Origin of the sequence: Enterobacter sp. SECR19-1250 (assembly GCF_013391025.1) — a bacterium.
Lineage (GTDB): Bacteria > Pseudomonadota > Gammaproteobacteria > Enterobacterales > Enterobacteriaceae > Enterobacter > Enterobacter cloacae.
On record NZ_JACASJ010000001.1, the window covers coordinates 36,860 to 54,070 of the forward strand.

A 17,211-nucleotide genomic window follows, 5' to 3' on the forward strand; every position below is an offset into this window, starting at 1 on the left:
CAAAAAGGCAACGAAAGTTGCCTTTTTTAATGGTTTCTCCCTCTCCCCATGGGAGAGGGCCGGGGTGAGGGCATCAGGCCGCACCCCGATTACCCCTCCTTCACTTGCCCCCGCGTCACCGGCACCGGCAACCAGGCGCGAATGCTCAACCCACCCCGCTCGCTGGTACCAATCTCCAGCAACCCGTTATGGTTATCAACAATACGCTGCACAATCGCCAGGCCTAAACCGGTTCCGCTGGTGCTGCGCGCGCTGTCGCCGCGCACAAACGTCTGGAACAGATGCTTACGCTGCTCGGGCTTGATACCCGGACCGTCATCTTCCACCTGGAACCAGGCGCGGTTGAGTTCCGATCCGCTGCTGACTTTAATCCAGCCATTACCGTAGCGGGCCGCATTCACCACCATGTTTGCCACCGCGCGCTTGATGGAGAGCGGGTGCATGCGAACCTGAATTTCACCGGCCTGAAGGTCGGTATCAATCTCACGCTCGTAGCCGCTTTCAGCCGCCACCACTTCGCCCAGCACCGCGTTCAGGTCAGCCATCTCCATCGGCATCTCCTGCCCGGTACGCAGGTAGTCAATAAACTGCTCAATGATGGCGTTACACTCTTCGATATCCTTGTTGATGGACTCGGCGAGATAACCGTCCTCTTCGCCCATCATCTCCGTCGCCAGTCGGATACGCGTGAGTGGCGTACGCAGATCATGGCTGACGCCCGCCATCAGCAGCGTACGGTCATCCGCCAGCTGTTTGACGCCAGCCGCCATATGATTAAACGCGCGCGTCACCGAACGCACCTCCGATGCGCCATATTCACGCAGCGGCGGCGGAATGATCCCTTTACCGACCTGGAGCGCAGCGTGTTCCAGGTCGACCAGCGGTCGGTTCTGTATACGGATAAACAGCCACGCGCCGCCTATCGCCAGCAGCATGATGGCAAGGGTGTAGCGGAACAGCGGCGAGAAGTCGCCCTGGTGGATTTCGGTCAGCGGAACGCGCACCCAGATATTGGGCGACAGCCAGGTTTTCAGCCAGACGACCGGCGAGCTTTTGTTGACCTCAACACGCACCTCCGTCGGGCCACCCAGCTGCTGCGCCATCTGCTGGCTGAGGAATTCATAGTGCTGCGCCCAGCGCAGACCCGCGTCTTCCGCCGCTTCATTCGAATAGAGCGAAATGCCCAGTTCACGGTAGATTTCACGGCGAAACGCCGGAGGAACCACTAACTGCGTGCCGTCCTCCAGCTGCAGTTTATCGGTCATCAGCATACGCACTTCGTACGCCAGGACCTTATTAAACTGCTGAAGGCTCGGCAGGATCGCAAAGTTCAGCACCACCAGGTAGGTTGTCACCAGGCTGACAAACAGCAAGGTGACAATCAAAAGCAGGGTACGGGCAAACGAGCTTCGCGGTGAGAAGCGCATTCGCCTCATGCTTTAGCGCCGTCCGGGACGAACACGTAGCCCAGACCCCACACGGTCTGAATATAACGAGGATGCGCCGGATCTTCTTCCACCATGCGGCGCAGACGAGAGATCTGCACGTCGATGGAACGTTCCATTGCCGAGTATTCACGGCCGCGCGCCAGGTTCATCAGCTTGTCACGGGAGAGCGGCTCACGCGGGTGGCTGACCAGCGCTTTCAGTACCGCGAACTCGCCGCTGGTGAGCGGCATTGGCTCGTCTTCACGGAACATCTCACGCGTGCCGAGGTTCAGCTTGAACTTCCCGAACGCAATCACCGCTTCTTCCTGCGACGGTGCGCCTGGCAGTTCGTTCGCCTGACGGCGCAGCACGGCCCGAATACGCGCCAGCAGTTCACGCGGGTTAAACGGTTTAGGAATGTAGTCGTCAGCGCCAATTTCGAGGCCCACGATACGGTCGACCTCTTCCCCTTTCGCCGTCACCATAATGATTGGCATGGGGTTGCTCTGGCTGCGCAGACGGCGACAGATAGAGAGCCCGTCTTCGCCCGGCAGCATCAGGTCGAGGACCATCAGATGAAAAGATTCACGGGTCAGCAGGCGGTCCATCTGCTCAGCGTTCGCGACGCTACGAACCTGGAAGCCCTGCTCGGTCAGATAACGTTCCAGCAGCGCACGCAGGCGCATGTCGTCATCCACGACCAGAATTTTGTAGTTCTCTTGCATTGTGTGTACTCCCAAAGGTTCGGATAGTCTAATAACGGCGTATTCTAAAAAAGTGCACGGGTTCGACCAGCGAATTCTGGTATAAATTCTAGTCGAAATTGTTACAAAGCATATTTAACAGCAGCTTATCTGCACAATTCATCACATAAATGATTATTAACGCTGTCTGATAGACTACGTGATACGTAATGTGCGCAATGTTTGCAATGAAGTCGAGTCTGAAGGTCACAGTATGAAAACGCCCCTGATCACCCGCGAAGGGTACGAAAAACTCAAAAAAGAGATGGATTACCTGTGGCGCGAAGAGCGTCCGGAAGTGACCAAAAAAGTTACCTGGGCGGCAAGCCTGGGCGACCGCAGCGAAAATGCTGACTACCAGTACAACAAAAAGCGGCTGCGTGAGATCGACCGTCGGGTACGCTATCTGACCAAATGTCTCGAGAATCTTAAAATTGTCGATTATTCACCGCAGCAGGAGGGCAAAGTCTTCTTCGGCGCGTGGGTAGAGATCGAGAATGATGATGGCAATACCCTGCGCTTTCGCATTGTCGGGTACGACGAAATTTTTGGCCGTAAGGATTACATCTCCATCGACTCGCCGATGGCCCGCGCGCTGCTGAAAAAGGAGGTGGGTGATTTAGCCGTCGTCCAGACGCCTGCCGGAGAAGCGAGCTGGTACGTCAATGAGATCACCTACGTAAAATAGTCCGAGAGCGCCCTCCACGGCTGGCATTTTACCGTGTCAGCCCGTATAACTATCCCCTGATTTTTGACCCACAAGATGATAAAGCCATGATGAAAGATTCGCTCTGCCGCATTATTGCGGGTGAACTTCAGGCCAGAGCCGAACAGGTAGAAGCTGCCGTTCGCCTGCTTGATGAAGGGAACACCGTGCCGTTTATTGCACGTTATCGTAAGGAAGTCACCGGCGGTCTGGATGACACGCAGCTGCGTAACCTGGAGACCCGTCTGGGCTACCTCCGTGAACTGGAAGACCGCCGTCAGGCAATCCTCAAATCCATCGGCGAACAGGGCAAACTGACCAGCGATCTGGAAAAGGCCATTAACGGCACCCTGAGCAAAACTGAACTCGAAGACCTCTATCTGCCCTACAAACCGAAGCGCCGTACGCGCGGGCAGATTGCAATTGAAGCAGGTCTGGAGCCGCTGGCCGAGCTGCTGTGGAACGAACCGTCACACGACCCGGAAACCGAAGCGGCCAAATTTATCGACGCTGACAAAGGCGTGGCAGACACCAAAGCGGCCCTTGATGGCGCACGCTACATTCTGATGGAGCGCTTCTCCGAGGATGCTGCCCTGCTCTCCCGTGTGCGTGATTATCTGTGGAAGAACGCCCACATCGTCTCTACCGTGGTGGCAGGCAAAGAAGAGGAAGGCGCGAAATTCCGCGACTACTTCGATCACCACGAACCGATTTCAACCGTGCCTTCTCACCGTGCGCTGGCCATGTTCCGCGGCCGTAATGAAGGCGTGCTGCAGCTCTCTCTCAACGCCGACCCGCAGTTTGATGAGCCGCCAAAAGAGAGCCACTGCGAGCAGATCATCACCGATCACCTCGGCCTGCGCCTGAATAACGCCCCGGCAGACAACTGGCGTAAAGGCGTGGTGAGCTGGACATGGCGCATTAAGGTGCTGATGCACCTCGAAACCGAACTGATGGGCACCGTGCGCGAGCGTGCGGAAGACGAAGCAATCAACGTCTTTGCCCGTAACCTGCATGATCTGCTGATGGCCGCACCTGCTGGCCTGCGTGCGACCATGGGTCTCGATCCGGGTCTGCGTACCGGCGTAAAAGTGGCGGTGGTTGACGGTACCGGCAAGCTGGTGGCAACCGACACCATTTACCCGCATACCGGTCAGGCGGCGAAGGCTGCTGTAGTGGTGGCCGCACTGTGCGAGAAATATAACGTTGAGCTGGTGGCTATCGGCAACGGTACGGCCTCCCGCGAAACCGAACGTTTCTACCTCGACGTGCAGAAACAGTTCCCGAAAGTGACGGCGCAGAAAGTGATCGTCAGCGAGGCCGGGGCGTCCGTCTATTCTGCGTCAGAGCTGGCGGCCCAGGAGTTCCCGGACCTGGACGTCTCCCTGCGCGGTGCGGTCTCTATCGCCCGTCGTCTGCAGGATCCGCTGGCGGAACTGGTGAAGATCGACCCGAAATCCATCGGTGTGGGCCAGTATCAGCACGACGTGAGCCAGACGCAACTGGCGCGTAAGCTGGATGCGGTGGTGGAAGATTGCGTAAACGCCGTGGGCGTGGACCTGAACACCGCCTCCGTTCCTCTGCTGACCCGCGTGGCAGGCTTAACCCGCATGATGGCGCAGAACATCGTTGCCTGGCGTGATGAGAACGGTCAGTTCCAGAACCGCCAGCAGTTGCTGAAGGTAAGCCGTCTGGGGCCGAAAGCGTTTGAGCAGTGTGCGGGCTTCCTGCGCATCAACCACGGCGATAACCCGCTGGATGCGTCAACCGTTCACCCGGAAGCCTACCCGGTGGTTGAGCGCATACTGGCAGCGACCCAGCAGGCACTCAAAGACCTGATGGGCGACAGCAACGCGCTGCGCAACCTGAAAGCGGTCGATTTCACCGACGAGCAGTTCGGCGTGCCGACCGTAACCGACATCATCAAAGAGCTGGAAAAACCGGGCCGCGATCCGCGTCCTGAGTTCAAAACCGCGACCTTTGCCGACGGCATCGAGACCATGAACGACCTGCTGCCGGGCATGGTGCTGGAAGGCGCCGTCACCAACGTCACTAACTTTGGCGCTTTTGTCGATATCGGCGTGCATCAGGATGGCCTGGTGCATATCTCATCGCTCGCCGATAAGTTCGTTGAAGATCCACATACGGTGGTCAAAGCGGGCGATATCGTGAAGGTGAAAGTGCTGGAAGTGGACCTGCAGCGCAAGCGAATCGCCCTGACCATGCGTCTGGACGAGCAGCCAGGTGAAACCAACGCGCGCCGCGGCAGTAACGGCGGTAGCCGTGAGCAGCAACGCCCTGCCGCTAAAGGCGCGAAGCCGCGCGGGCGTGATGCGCAGCCAGCGGGTAACAGCGCAATGATGGATGCGCTGGCGGCCGCGATGGGTAAGAAACGCTAAGGTTGTAAATGCCCCTCACCCTAACCCTCTCCCTTGGGGAGAGGGCCGGGGTGAGGGGACAAATTATATCGCAAGAGATGAAACCGATTGCATATCCATATTTAAACCACCATTTATCACCCCGTTAACAAATAATCCCCTTTTCGTTTTCCCGTCATTTCAGCAAATATTGAGCAAGGTCAAACAGGCCGTAAATTAATACGCTTAACAACATTCCGTCACAGTTTTCATATTGCTGATAAAAACTATTCTCATTATCATCCCATAGTAGATAATTTAACCTTTCGTGGAATCAGGCATTATGCAATTCACTCCAGACAGTGCATGGAAAATTACCGGTTTTACCCGCGAAATTAGCCCGGCCTATCGGCAAAAGCTGCTGTCGCTGGGCATGCTCCCCGGCTCGTCATTCCAGGTGGTGCGCGTGGCCCCATTAGGTGATCCCGTTCATATTGAAACCCGGCGCGTGAATCTGGTACTGCGTAAAAAAGACCTCGCATTAATTGAAGTCGAAGCCTTATCCCAATAACAAGCCAGCGGTTTCAGTGAGTCGAAAACAATGAAAAAATTAACTATTGGCTTAATTGGCAATCCTAATTCCGGCAAGACAACGTTATTTAACCAGCTCACCGGTGCACGCCAGCGTGTGGGTAACTGGGCGGGCGTAACGGTTGAACGTAAAGAAGGCCAGTTCACCACGACAGACAATCAAGTCACCCTGGTGGATCTGCCCGGCACCTACTCCTTAACCACCATTTCGTCACAAACCTCGCTCGATGAGCAGATTGCCTGTCACTATATTCTGAGTGGCGATGCGGACCTGTTAATCAACGTGGTCGATGCATCTAACCTGGAGCGTAACCTCTATCTGACGCTGCAGTTGCTTGAGCTTGGGATCCCCTGCATTGTGGCGCTCAACATGCTCGACATCGCAGAGAAACAAAAGCTGCGTATCGACGTCGACGCCCTCTCCGCGCGTCTGGGCTGCCCGGTAGTGCCGCTGGTTTCTACCCGTGCCCGCGGAATTGACGCACTGAAGCTGGCCATTGACCGCCACGCGGGCAACGCCGACGTTGAGCTGGTGCACTATGCGCAACCGCTTCTGCGCGAGGCCGGTCTGCTGGCGCAGGAGATGGACAACAGCATGCCCGCCAGACAGCGCCTGTGGCTCGGCCTGCAGATGCTGGAAGGCGATATCTACAGCCGCGCCTATGCGGGCCATGCCGCAGACAAACTGGACGTGGCGCTGGCGCGTCTGAGCGATGAGCTCGATGACCCGGCCCTGCACATCGCCGACGCGCGCTATCAGGCCATCGCCGCCATTTGCGACGTGGTCAGTAATGCCCTGACGGCCGAGCCAAGCCGCTTTACGGCCGCCGTGGACAAGATTGTGCTTAACCGCTTCCTCGGTTTGCCGATCTTTTTACTGGTCATGTACCTGATGTTCCTCCTCGCCATTAACATCGGTGGCGCGCTACAGCCTATTTTCGATGCTGGTTCTGTGGCGATATTTGTCCACGGTATTCAGTGGCTGGGCTACACCCTGCACTTCCCGGAATGGCTGACCATTTTCCTCGCCCAGGGGATCGGTGGTGGTATCAACACCGTTCTGCCGCTGGTACCGCAAATCGGCATGATGTACCTGTTCCTCTCGTTCCTTGAGGACTCCGGTTACATGGCGCGTGCGGCTTTCGTGATGGATCGTCTGATGCAGGCCCTGGGTCTGCCGGGTAAATCCTTCGTCCCGCTGATTGTCGGCTTCGGCTGTAACGTGCCGTCGGTAATGGGTGCGCGCACGCTTGATGCCCCCCGCGAACGTCTGATGACCATCATGATGGCGCCATTTATGTCCTGCGGGGCGCGACTGGCTATCTTTGCGGTCTTTGCCGCGGCCTTCTTTGGTCAGGAAGGGGCGCTGGCGGTCTTCTCGCTGTATGTGCTGGGCATCGTGATGGCGATCCTGACCGGGCTCATGCTTAAACACACCATCATGCGCGGGGAAGCGTCGCCGTTTGTGATGGAACTGCCGGTGTATCACGTGCCGCATCTGAAAAGCCTGGCGATCCAGACCTGGCAGCGCCTGAAAGGTTTTGTTCTGCGCGCCGGTAAAGTGATTGTTATCGTCAGCATCTTCCTGAGCGCGCTGAACAGTTTCACCCTGAGCGGGCAGGCGGCGGATAACATCAACGACTCCGCCCTCGCCTCCGTGAGCCGCGTCATTACCCCGGTGTTTAAACCGATTGGCGTGCATGAAGACAACTGGCAGGCGACCGTTGGCCTGTTCACCGGCGCGATGGCAAAAGAGGTGGTGGTCGGCACCCTGAACACGCTTTACACCGCTGAGAATATCCAGGAAGAAGAGTTTAACCCGGCAGCGTTCCACCTCGGTGATGAACTGCTCGGCGCGGTGGAAGAGACCTGGCAGAGCCTGAAAGACACCTTCAGCCTGAGCGTACTGGCGAACCCGATTGAAGCCAGCAAAGGCGACGGCGAAATGGCCACCGGTGCCATGGGCGTGATGAGCGAGAAATTTGGCAGCGCGTCAGCGGCCTACAGCTACCTCATCTTTGTCCTGCTCTATATTCCGTGCATCTCGGTGATGGGGGCGATAGCCCGTGAGTCCAGCCGCGGCTGGATGGGGTTCTCCATCCTGTGGGGCTTAAACATCGCCTACTCGCTGGCGACGCTCTTTTACCAGACCGCTAACTTCAGCCAGCATCCGCGCTACAGCCTGGTCTGCATCCTGGCGGTTGTGCTGTTTAACGTGCTCGTTCTCGGTCTGCTACGCCGGGCACGCAGCCGCGTCGATATCAACCTGCTGGCAAACCGTAAAACCGCCGCGACCTGCTGCAACAGCCCGGCGGGCGACTGTCACTAGGGGGAGCCATGGCATCGTTGATTCAGGTTCGTGATTTACTGGCGTTGCAGGGGCGTATGGAGGCAAAACAGCTAAGCCTCAGCCTGCATACGCCGCAGCCGATGATCGATGCCATGCTGGAAAGACTGGAAGCGATGGGGAAAGCCATACGTATTCAGGAAGAGCCGGACGGTTGTCTGTCCGGCAGTTGTAAACATTGCCCGGAAGGGAAAGCCTGTCTCAGGGAGTGGTGGGCACTTCGTGACTGAAGGCGATCAACGCTGAACAAAACTCGGCAGGATGCGAGATAAACGGCGCATGGGCCGCTTTGGCGATTGTCAGCGATTGACTCTCTGGCCACAGTTCATCCAGCAGTGGCACCACTTTGCGTGGAACCAGCCCATCCAGATAACCATAAATGCGCAGGTGCGGCACCGCCAGCGCGGTCATCGGCTCACGCAGGTCGACCGTTTTCAGTAATTCGAGTCCCCCGTTCAGCACCTCCACATCCGGCATCGGCAGCGACAGCACGGTTTGCTTCAGCAGACGAGCATCCTTACGGGCGCTCTCTGTCCCCATCGTCTGCAGGGCCAGGAAGCGTTCTACCGTTCGCTGGTAATCTTCGCTCAACTGCCGCTGGAAGTTGCTCAGTACGTCCGGCTTAATACCCGGCCACTCCTCCTGCGCACTGAAGTTCGGCGACGAGGCCACCGTTACCAGCGCCTGCACGCGTTCAGGGTTCGTTAATGCAACCTCACTTGCCACCAGCCCGCCCAGACTCCAGCCGAGCCAGATGGCCTGTTGCGGTGCGGCGGCCAGAACCTGCTGCGCCATTTCGTCAAGCGACATCGCCCCATAGCCCCGGCTGCGGCCAAAACCGGGTAAATCCACCAGATGCAGCGTGAAATGCGAGGCAAGTTCCTCATTTACGCAATGCCATACTTCCGCATTCAGTCCCCATCCGTGCAGCAGCACAAGATGGCGATTTCCCGTCCCTACGGTCTGCCACCACAGCGTCTTCATCAGTTACTGTTCTCTTTTTTACATGGAGGTTGTCTATGCTAACAGTGCCCGGCTTGTGCTGGCTATGTCGAATGCCACTTGCGCTGAGCGCGTGGGGAGTCTGTTCCGTCTGCACGCGTTTGCTGGCAAGCCGCATCACGACCTGCCCGCAGTGCGGTTTACCGGCGTACAGTCCACAGTTTCCCTGCGGTCGCTGCCTGAAAAAGCCACCACCGTGGAGCGCCCTGGTGGCGGTCGATGATTACGTTCCACCGTTAAGCAGGCTTATCCACGCGCTGAAGTTTTCCGGCCAGATTGCGCTGGCTCGCCCTCTCGCCCGCCTGTTATTGCTAGCGGTGTTGCAGGCACGGCGCACGCGCGCGCTGCCGAAAGTGGATATGGTGCTGAATGTGCCCTTATACCGGCGCCGTCACTGGCGACGCGGCTACAACCAGAGCGACCTGCTCTGTCGCCCGCTCGCCCGGTGGCTCGGCTGTCAGTACCCAGCCGCTGCGCTGACGCGCCGCCATGCCACCGCCATTCAGCATCAGCTGAGCGCCCGGCTTCGCAAAAGGAACCTCAAAAACGCCTTTCGCCTTGAATTCGCCGTCAAAGGGCTCCATATCGCGATTGTGGATGATGTCGTCACCACAGGCAGTACCGTTGCTGAACTTTCCCGACTGCTTTTGCAAAGCGGCGCCGCGTCGGTTCAGGTATGGTGTCTGTGCCGTACCTTGTAGCCCTTCTCCAATGGGCGTATGATTATACCCAGGTAATTTAGTCAACTATTAGGCCAAAGCTATGATCCGTATTTCCGATTCTGCACAAGCGCACTTTGCCAAACTGCTGGCAAATCAGGAAGAAGGGACGCAGATCCGCGTGTTTGTGATCAATCCAGGCACTCCGAATGCAGAATGTGGTGTCTCCTATTGTCCGCCAGACGCGGTGGAAGCAACTGACACTGCCCTTAAATTTGACCAGCTCACGGCATATGTTGATGAGCTGAGCGCGCCGTATCTTGAAGATGCGGAGATCGACTTCGTCACCGACCAGCTGGGCTCGCAGCTGACGCTGAAAGCGCCAAACGCCAAAATGCGTAAAGTGTCCGACGATGCCCCGCTGATGGAGCGCGTAGAGTATCTGCTGCAATCCCAGATCAACCCGCAGCTGGCCGGTCACGGTGGTCGCGTTTCCCTGATGGAAATCACCGACGAAGGCTACGCAATTCTGCAGTTTGGCGGCGGCTGTAACGGTTGTTCCATGGTCGATGTGACCCTGAAAGAAGGGATCGAGAAGCAGCTGCTGAACGAGTTCCCTGAACTGAAAGGCGTGCGTGACCTGACCGAACACCAGCGCGGCGAGCACTCTTACTACTGATTCATTGCCCGTCTGTATTGCCCGGTGGCGCTGCGCTTACCGGGCCTACAAAAATAGTGCGGTCTGATGCCCTCACCCCGCCCTCTCCCACGGGAGAGGGTGAAAACATTAAAAACGGTAACCTTGCGGTTACCGTTTTGCGTTTACCTCCATATGTTGACCTGCGTCTCATAATTTAAATTTTGCCCTCCAGGGTGATTCTCAATCACGTCATGTTACCCGTATCATTCTCATGGGCACTAAACACACTCATAACAGCCGACTAAACTAAATAGTTTCCAAGGTATCAGTATTAGTGCCGTTAACCACTCTGTTCCCAGTTGGGACAACCGGAACGTGTCGTTGAAACAATGACGTTACCCATAACAATTCAAAGGCCAGGTAAATCATGCCATTAGTCATCGTTGCTATCGGTGTTGTGTTATTACTGCTCTTGATGATCCGTTTCAAAATGAACGGGTTTATCGCTCTGGTTCTGGTGGCACTTGCAGTCGGTCTGATGCAAGGGATGCCGCTGGTCAAAGTTATTAGCTCCATTAAAGCGGGTGTCGGCGGCACGCTCGGCAGCCTGGCGTTGATCATGGGCTTTGGCGCCATGCTCGGCAAAATGCTGGCGGACTGCGGTGGTGCACAGCGTATTGCCACCACGCTTATCGACAAGTTTGGTAAGAAGAACATCCAGTGGGCAGTTGTGTTAACCGGTTTTACCGTCGGTTTCGCACTGTTCTATGAAGTGGGCTTCGTGCTGATGCTGCCGCTGGTCTTCACCATTGCGGCGGCGGCGAGCATTCCGCTGCTGTATGTCGGTGTGCCAATGGCAGCAGCGCTGTCCGTGACGCACGGCTTCCTGCCACCGCACCCGGGCCCAACCGCTATCGCCACCATTTTCCACGCCGATATGGGTAAAACCCTGCTGTTCGGTACGATTCTGGCCATCCCAACCGTGATTCTGGCAGGCCCTGTTTATGCCCGCTTCCTGAAAGGCATTGATAAGCCGATTCCGGAAGGTCTGTACAGCGCGAAAACCTTCACCGAAGAAGAAATGCCTGGCTTTGGCGTCAGCGTCTGGACCTCTCTGGTCCCGGTGATCCTGATGGCGATGCGCGCCGTGGCAGAGATGGTTCTGCCGAAAGGTCACGCGTTCCTGTCCGTTGCTGAGTTCCTCGGCGACCCGGTGATGGCCACGCTGATTGCGGTGTTGATCGCGATGTTCACCTTCGGCCTGAACCGCGGCCGTTCCATGGATCAGATCAACGACACGCTGACCTCTTCCATCAAAATCATTGCCATGATGCTGTTGATCATCGGCGGTGGCGGTGCGTTCAAGCAGGTTCTGGTCGATAGCGGTGTGGATAAATACATCGCGGCCATGATGCATGAAACCAACGTGTCGCCGCTTCTGATGGCCTGGTCTATCGCCGCAGTTCTGCGTATCGCGCTGGGTTCTGCAACCGTTGCGGCAATCACCGCGGGCGGTATCGTTGCGCCACTGATTGCCACCACGGGCGTCAGCCCTGAGCTGATGGTTATTGCCGTCGGTTCCGGTAGCGTGATTTTCTCACACGTGAACGACCCGGGCTTCTGGCTGTTCAAGGAGTACTTCAACCTGACTATCGGTGAAACCATCAAGTCCTGGTCCGCGCTGGAAACCATTATTTCGGTGTGCGGTCTGGTCGGGGTGCTGCTGTTGAATATGGTGGTCTGATGCCATAAGTCGGGTGGCGGCTTCGCCTTACCCGACCTACTCGCTCCATGTAGGCCCGGTAAGCGTAGCGCCACCGGGCAATAAAAACCCGCCACTGGCGGGTTTTTTTATCACTTCTTCGCGACTGCTTTTCGCCGCTTATCCAAATCCTTAATCAGCCTGTTCACCCCGTCATCAGCAAACATCGTCTCAAGCGTAGTGGATAACTTGCGGCGCCAGTTCTTGTACTGATAGCTGGTGCCCGGGATGTTCACCGGCTCCGCCATATCAATCCAGTCTTCCGGCTGCAGGCCCAGCAGGGCGCTGTTGCTGTCGGCAATGTAGCGCTGCAATCCGCGGTTGAGCGTCGGCGTCATCGACATCAGCGACGCTTTATGCCCGGCGCGTTTCGGCAGACAGCCGTGCTTATGCAGTGCATCCAGCAGACCCTGCTTCGCCAGCTCGCGATCCTGATACAGGCCGCGAAGGACATCTTCATCCGGATAGAGACCCAGGGTTTTACCGAGCGTCAGATCGCCGCTTTCCCAATAGCCACGAAGCGTAGGAAGGTCATGCGTCGTCGCGACTGCCATTGACTGTTCAGGGTACGCTTGCGGCGCGCGGAAGGTTTTCTCATGGTCGTTTTCAAAATAGAGCACTTTATAGGAGTAAACGCCGCTGTCGCGAAGCTTACTGACGATTTCTACCGGCACGGTACCGAGATCTTCGCCGATCACCATGCACTGATGGCGCTTGCTTTCCAGCGCCAGGATCGACAGCAGATCGTCAACCGGATACTGAACATACGCCCCGTGATCGGCCGTCTCACCGTAGGGGATCCACCACAGGCGCAGCACCGACATCACGTGGTCGATACGCAGCGCGCCGCAGTTCTGCATGTTGGCGCGCAGCAGATCGATAAACGGCTCGTAGGCACGCGCCGCCATCACGTGCGGATCCATCGGCGGCAGGCCCCAGTTCTGGCCGAGCGGGCCCAGAATATCCGGTGGTGCGCCTACGGAGGCCTTCAGGCAGTACAGCTCACGGTCACACCAGGTTTCCGCCCCGCCTTCTGCCACGCCAACGGCCAGGTCGCGATACAGGCCGATCGGCATCTTATAGCCCTGGCTCACCTGCCAGCAGTCGGCAAACTGGCTGTACGCCAGCCACTGCAGCCACAGGTAGAAGTCCACTTCATCGGCGTATTTTTTACAGAACGCTTTGACTTCAGGCGTGTCGACGGATTGATACGCCTCCGGCCAGACCGGCCAGCCCCAGCGCATTTCGTCCTCTTTCACCTGATACGCATGCAGCGCATCGAACGCCGCCTGCCAGTAGAGGCTCTCGCCCTCCTGCGCCACAAACTGACGGAAGGCGGCCATCTCCTCGTCATCACGCTGAGAAAAGCCTTTCCACGCCAGACGCAGGGCAGCCATCTTCAGCGCCGTCACGGTGGAATAGTCCACCCAGTCTGCTTCGCGCGCCTGCTTCAGCGCCTGCTGAGTGGTGCTAAGTGCCCACCACGCCTGCGCTTCCGGGCTGTTTTTGAAATCGTCTAACGCATTCACGTCGATGTAAATCACGTTCAGCCAGCGACGAGACGACGGGCTGTACGGGCTGGCACTCTCCGGGTTAGCCGGATAGAGGGCGTGGATCGGGTTGAGGCCGATAAACGCGCCGCCGCGCTCCCCCACCGATGCCAGCATCTTTTTCAGGTCACCAAAATCGCCGATGCCCCAGTTGCTGTCAGAGCGCAGGGTGTAGAGTTGCACGCAGGCACCCCACAGCTTTTTGCCTTCGAGCAACGCCTGCGGCTCATAACAACGTTTTGGCGCCACGATCAACCGGCAGTGAAAGCGCAGCTCGTCCTGGGTGAGCGTTAGGGTGTGGTAACCCTCCGGCAGCTTCGCCGGAAGGGTGAATGCTTTGCCGCCAGTGGCGTGACCCTTGTGCTGATGTCCCTCTTCGGTGGTCAGCAGCCAGGTAAACTCGCCGCGTCCTTCCACCGCCAGCGACATCTTTTTGCCCGCGGTGAAGACTTTAACGTTCGGTACCGGCGTGGCCGACGCTTTCGCGTCGGTTTTGTGCATGGCATCCAGCAAACGTCTTTTGGTGTCGGCGCCAATAGACTGTGGTTTGCCGTGAGCATTAATGTAACTGAGGCTGATCCCCGCCGCCTGCGCGGCACTGTCCAGACGTTTACTCTCCATCGCGCTTCCTTAGCGTTTTGCCTGCCAGATACGAGCCTGATAATCACGGATTGAACGGTCAGAGCTGAACATTCCGCAGCGGGCGGTGTTCAGAATGCACGCCCGGGTCCACGCTTCCTGGTCACGGTACAGCACGTCGACCTGTTTTTGCGCTTCCACGTAGGCCGTGAAGTCCGCCATCACCAGATACGGGTCGCCGCCGTGTTTGTCCATACTGTGCATCATCTGGTCAAACGCGTGCTTATCGCCATCGCTGTATTTACCGCTTTCCAGCTCTTTCAGCACCGCATCCAGCACTTTGTCCTTCTTACGCCATTTCACCGGATCGTAGCCTTTGGCCTTGAGGGCTTTCACTTCTTCAACCGTATGACCAAAGATAAAGATGTTCTCTTCTCCAACCTTCTCGGCAATCTCTACGTTCGCACCGTCTAGCGTACCAACAGTCAGCGCGCCGTTCAGCGCCAGCTTCATGTTGCCGGTACCGGACGCTTCTTTACCCGCGGTCGAGATCTGCTCGGAGATATCCGCCGCCGGGATCAGCATCTCTGCAGCAGAGACGCAGTAGTCCGGCAGGAACACCACTTTCAGCTTGTCGCCCACTTTCGGATCGTTGTTGATAGCCGCCGCCACTTTATTGATGGCGAGGATAATGTTTTTCGCCAGGTAGTAGCCCGGTGCCGCCTTCGCGCCGAACAGGAACACGCGCGGCACGCGGTCAGCCTGCGGATTCTCGCGGATCTCTTTGTACAGCGCGAGGATATGCAGCAGGTTCAGATGCTGACGTTTATATTCGTGCAGACGCTTAATCTGGATGTCGAAAATGGCGTTCGGGTTAATCTCGATCCCGGTACGCGCTTTCACAAACGCCGCCAGACGCACTTTGTTATCCCGCTTGATGGCGCGGTATTGTTCGCGGAATTTCGCGTCGTCCGCGTATTTTTCCAGGTTGATCAGCTGGTCCAGATCGTTGGCCCACTCTTTCTTCAGCGTTTTGTCCAGCAGACCGGCCAGCAGCGGGTTGCACTGTTTGATCCAGCGACGCGGCGTGATGCCGTTGGTCACGTTATGGAATTTGGTCGGCCACAGCTGGTGATATTCCGGGAACAGGTCTTTCACCACCAGATCCGAGTGCAGCGCCGCCACACCGTTCACCGCAAAGCCGCTCACCACGCACATATTTGCCATGCGCACCTGTTTGTCATGCACCACGGCCAGCTTCGCCCAGACCGCTTTGTTGCCCGGCCAGGTTTTATCCACCAGCGTTTTAAACTGGTCGTTAATCTTGTTGATGATCTGCATATGGCGCGGCAGCAGCGTTTTCACCAGCTTCTCGTCCCAGCACTCCAGCGCTTCAGGCATCAGGGTGTGGTTGGTGTAAGCAAAGGTGCGGCTGGTGATCGCCCAGGCATCATCCCAGCTCAGCTGGTGCTCGTCGATCAGCACACGCAGCAGTTCAGGAATAGCGATGGTCGGGTGCGTGTCGTTAAGTTGAATCACTTCAAAGTCAGGCAGCTGTGCCAGCTTGCGGCCCGCCAGGTGGTGACGACGCAGAATATCCGCCACGGAGCAGGCGCACTGGAAGTACTGCTGCATCAGACGCAGTTTCTTGCCCGCCAGATGGTTGTCGTTCGGGTAGAGCACTTTGGTCAGCTTCTCGGCGTCGATGCCCTGCTGTTCGGCACGCAGGAAATCGCCGTCGTTAAATTTGGTCAGGTTAAACGGATGCGCATGCTTCGCCTGCCACAGACGCAGCGGTTGCGCCACGCCGTTACGGTAACCCAGCACCGGCAGGTCCCAGGCTTCGCCGATAAACGTAAATGCCGGTTCCCAGAGACCCTGTTTTGATACTTTACCGCCAATGTTCACCTGCACATCCAGCTGCGCGTTGTGGCGGAACCACGGGTAGGTGTTACGGTGCCAGTCGTCCGGCGCTTCCATCTGATGCCCGTCTGCAAATGACTGACGGAACAGACCGTATTGATAGTTCAGGCCGTAACCAATGGCCGACTGCCCAACCGTTGCCATCGAATCGAGGAAACAGGCCGCCAGACGTCCCAGACCACCGTTGCCCAGCGCCGGGTCAATCTCTTCTTCCAGCAGGTCGGTCAGGTTAATGTCGTGTTCTTTCAGCACATCCCCAATCTCCTGATACCAGCCGAGGTTCAGCAGGTTGTTGCCGGTCAGACGACCGATCAGGAATTCCATCGAGATATAGTTGACGTGGCGCTGACCTTTTACCGGTTTTGCCAGAGGTTGAGCATCCAGCTGCTCTGCGAGCGCACCGCTCACCGCCTGCCACCACTGGTGAGGCGTCATCTCGTTTGCAGCATGAAGGCCAAAACGCTGCCACTGACGCGTCAGGGCAGCCTGGAATTGAGCTTTGTTGAAGGTAGGCTGTGACATAGGGGATCGGCATCCTTTAGAAAGAAAACACAAGTTGGCGCTAGTGTGCCTGGCTCATTTCTCCTCTTCCTCCTCCCGCAGGGGATTAGGCAGGGAGGAGTAGCGGGGATGAGCATAAAAGTGTGATCGAGGCCACTCTGAGAGCATAGTCGGAGTGTGTCAGGAAGATAAAAAGATAACCGGGAAGCGTGTCAGGAAAATGAAATGCAGTTTCGGGTGAAATTAAAACGCGCTGAAATGATTACTTACGTAGAATAATATTTCCGCAACCGGGTCAGAACGAAGAAGATTATTAATTTCACTAAACTTTACCCCGCGTTTATTAAATTTGACGTCACTATACCTTTCTGAAACCAGTTTCAGCGCAGCCGCAGCACAGCCATACAAGCCAGCATTGACGCGG

Annotated in this window: 13 protein-coding genes; 8 read left to right on the forward strand and 5 right to left on the reverse strand. The window is 57.1% G+C overall.

What is annotated here, in order from left to right; genetic code table 11:
- Nucleotides 1-89: 89 nt before the first annotated feature.
- Both envZ and ompR read right to left on the reverse strand, forming a co-directional pair.
- Complete coding sequence (gene envZ, locus HX884_RS00165; protein ID WP_178327440.1) at nt 90-1,436, reverse strand: two-component system sensor histidine kinase EnvZ; 1,347 nt, start codon at nt 1,434-1,436, stop codon at nt 90-92.
- Nucleotides 1,433-2,152, reverse strand: coding sequence for a two-component system response regulator OmpR (ompR, locus tag HX884_RS00170; protein WP_006177890.1), 720 nt, complete (start codon nt 2,150-2,152; stop codon nt 1,433-1,435). Before ompR ends, envZ begins: the two co-directional genes overlap by 4 nt.
- Before the next feature lie 232 nt (nt 2,153-2,384).
- Between ompR and greB the strand changes: the two genes are divergently transcribed.
- The 5 genes from greB (at nt 2,385) to feoC (ending at nt 8,401) form a co-directional block, all read left to right on the forward strand.
- Nucleotides 2,385-2,858: a transcription elongation factor GreB gene (gene greB / locus HX884_RS00175; RefSeq protein WP_013099090.1), complete on the forward strand. Its 474-nt coding sequence runs from the start codon at nt 2,385-2,387 to the stop codon at nt 2,856-2,858.
- 86 nt (nt 2,859-2,944) lie between these two features.
- The gene (locus tag HX884_RS00180; protein WP_178327441.1) at nt 2,945-5,275 is read left to right on the forward strand and encodes a Tex family protein; all 2,331 of its coding nucleotides are present in this window, start codon (nt 2,945-2,947) and stop codon (nt 5,273-5,275) included.
- 301 nt (nt 5,276-5,576) lie between these two features.
- Nucleotides 5,577-5,804: a ferrous iron transporter A gene (feoA, locus tag HX884_RS00185; RefSeq protein ID WP_010436417.1), complete on the forward strand. Its 228-nt coding sequence runs from the start codon at nt 5,577-5,579 to the stop codon at nt 5,802-5,804.
- Between the two features lie 30 nt (nt 5,805-5,834).
- The gene (gene feoB / locus HX884_RS00190; RefSeq protein WP_040022727.1) at nt 5,835-8,153 is read left to right on the forward strand and encodes a Fe(2+) transporter permease subunit FeoB; all 2,319 of its coding nucleotides are present in this window, start codon (nt 5,835-5,837) and stop codon (nt 8,151-8,153) included.
- A gap of 8 nt (nt 8,154-8,161) precedes the next feature.
- Nucleotides 8,162-8,401, forward strand: a complete 240-nt coding sequence (gene feoC, locus HX884_RS00195; protein WP_013099093.1) for a [Fe-S]-dependent transcriptional repressor FeoC — start codon at nt 8,162-8,164, stop codon at nt 8,399-8,401.
- Here feoC and bioH read toward each other — a convergent pair.
- Nucleotides 8,373-9,155, reverse strand: coding sequence for a pimeloyl-ACP methyl ester esterase BioH (gene bioH, locus HX884_RS00200; RefSeq protein ID WP_038981426.1), 783 nt, complete (start codon nt 9,153-9,155; stop codon nt 8,373-8,375). The genes feoC and bioH overlap by 29 nt on opposite strands.
- A 35-nt stretch (nt 9,156-9,190) precedes the next feature.
- Here bioH and gntX point away from each other — a divergent pair, with 35 nt between their 5' ends.
- The 3 genes from gntX (at nt 9,191) to gntT (ending at nt 12,216) form a co-directional block, all read left to right on the forward strand.
- Nucleotides 9,191-9,874 (forward strand): DNA utilization protein GntX, encoded by a 684-nt coding sequence (gntX, locus tag HX884_RS00205; protein ID WP_178327442.1) that lies wholly within the window; start codon nt 9,191-9,193, stop codon nt 9,872-9,874.
- A 61-nt stretch (nt 9,875-9,935) separates the two neighbouring features.
- Nucleotides 9,936-10,511, forward strand: a complete 576-nt coding sequence (gene nfuA / locus HX884_RS00210; protein ID WP_013099096.1) for a Fe-S biogenesis protein NfuA — start codon at nt 9,936-9,938, stop codon at nt 10,509-10,511.
- 388 nt (nt 10,512-10,899) lie between these two features.
- Nucleotides 10,900-12,216, forward strand: a complete 1,317-nt coding sequence (gene gntT, locus HX884_RS00215; RefSeq protein ID WP_013099097.1) for a gluconate transporter — start codon at nt 10,900-10,902, stop codon at nt 12,214-12,216.
- Between the two features lie 110 nt (nt 12,217-12,326).
- On the opposite strand, the gene malQ is transcribed toward gntT, so the two are convergent.
- Together malQ and malP are read right to left on the reverse strand one after the other, a co-directional pair.
- Nucleotides 12,327-14,405, reverse strand: coding sequence for a 4-alpha-glucanotransferase (gene malQ, locus HX884_RS00220; RefSeq protein WP_038420752.1), 2,079 nt, complete (start codon nt 14,403-14,405; stop codon nt 12,327-12,329).
- Nucleotides 14,406-14,414: 9 nt separating this feature from the next.
- Nucleotides 14,415-16,808 (reverse strand): maltodextrin phosphorylase, encoded by a 2,394-nt coding sequence (gene malP / locus HX884_RS00225; protein WP_178327443.1) that lies wholly within the window; start codon nt 16,806-16,808, stop codon nt 14,415-14,417.
- Nucleotides 16,809-17,211 lie beyond the last annotated feature (403 nt).

Bases quoted from the DNA above. Each gene is read 5' to 3' on its own strand.
- envZ (WP_178327440.1), bottom strand. From the start codon at position 1,436: ATGAGGCGAATGCGCTTCTCACCGCGAAGCTCGTTTGCCCGTACCCTG.
- ompR (WP_006177890.1), bottom strand. From the start codon at position 2,152: ATGCAAGAGAACTACAAAATTCTGGTCGTGGATGACGACATGCGCCTG.
- greB (WP_013099090.1), top strand. From the start codon at position 2,385: ATGAAAACGCCCCTGATCACCCGCGAAGGGTACGAAAAACTCAAAAAA.
- HX884_RS00180 (WP_178327441.1), top strand. From the start codon at position 2,945: ATGATGAAAGATTCGCTCTGCCGCATTATTGCGGGTGAACTTCAGGCC.
- feoA (WP_010436417.1), top strand. From the start codon at position 5,577: ATGCAATTCACTCCAGACAGTGCATGGAAAATTACCGGTTTTACCCGC.
- feoB (WP_040022727.1), top strand. From the start codon at position 5,835: ATGAAAAAATTAACTATTGGCTTAATTGGCAATCCTAATTCCGGCAAG.
- feoC (WP_013099093.1), top strand. From the start codon at position 8,162: ATGGCATCGTTGATTCAGGTTCGTGATTTACTGGCGTTGCAGGGGCGT.
- bioH (WP_038981426.1), bottom strand. From the start codon at position 9,155: ATGAAGACGCTGTGGTGGCAGACCGTAGGGACGGGAAATCGCCATCTT.
- gntX (WP_178327442.1), top strand. From the start codon at position 9,191: ATGCTAACAGTGCCCGGCTTGTGCTGGCTATGTCGAATGCCACTTGCG.
- nfuA (WP_013099096.1), top strand. From the start codon at position 9,936: ATGATCCGTATTTCCGATTCTGCACAAGCGCACTTTGCCAAACTGCTG.
- gntT (WP_013099097.1), top strand. From the start codon at position 10,900: ATGCCATTAGTCATCGTTGCTATCGGTGTTGTGTTATTACTGCTCTTG.
- malQ (WP_038420752.1), bottom strand. From the start codon at position 14,405: ATGGAGAGTAAACGTCTGGACAGTGCCGCGCAGGCGGCGGGGATCAGC.
- malP (WP_178327443.1), bottom strand. From the start codon at position 16,808: ATGTCACAGCCTACCTTCAACAAAGCTCAATTCCAGGCTGCCCTGACG.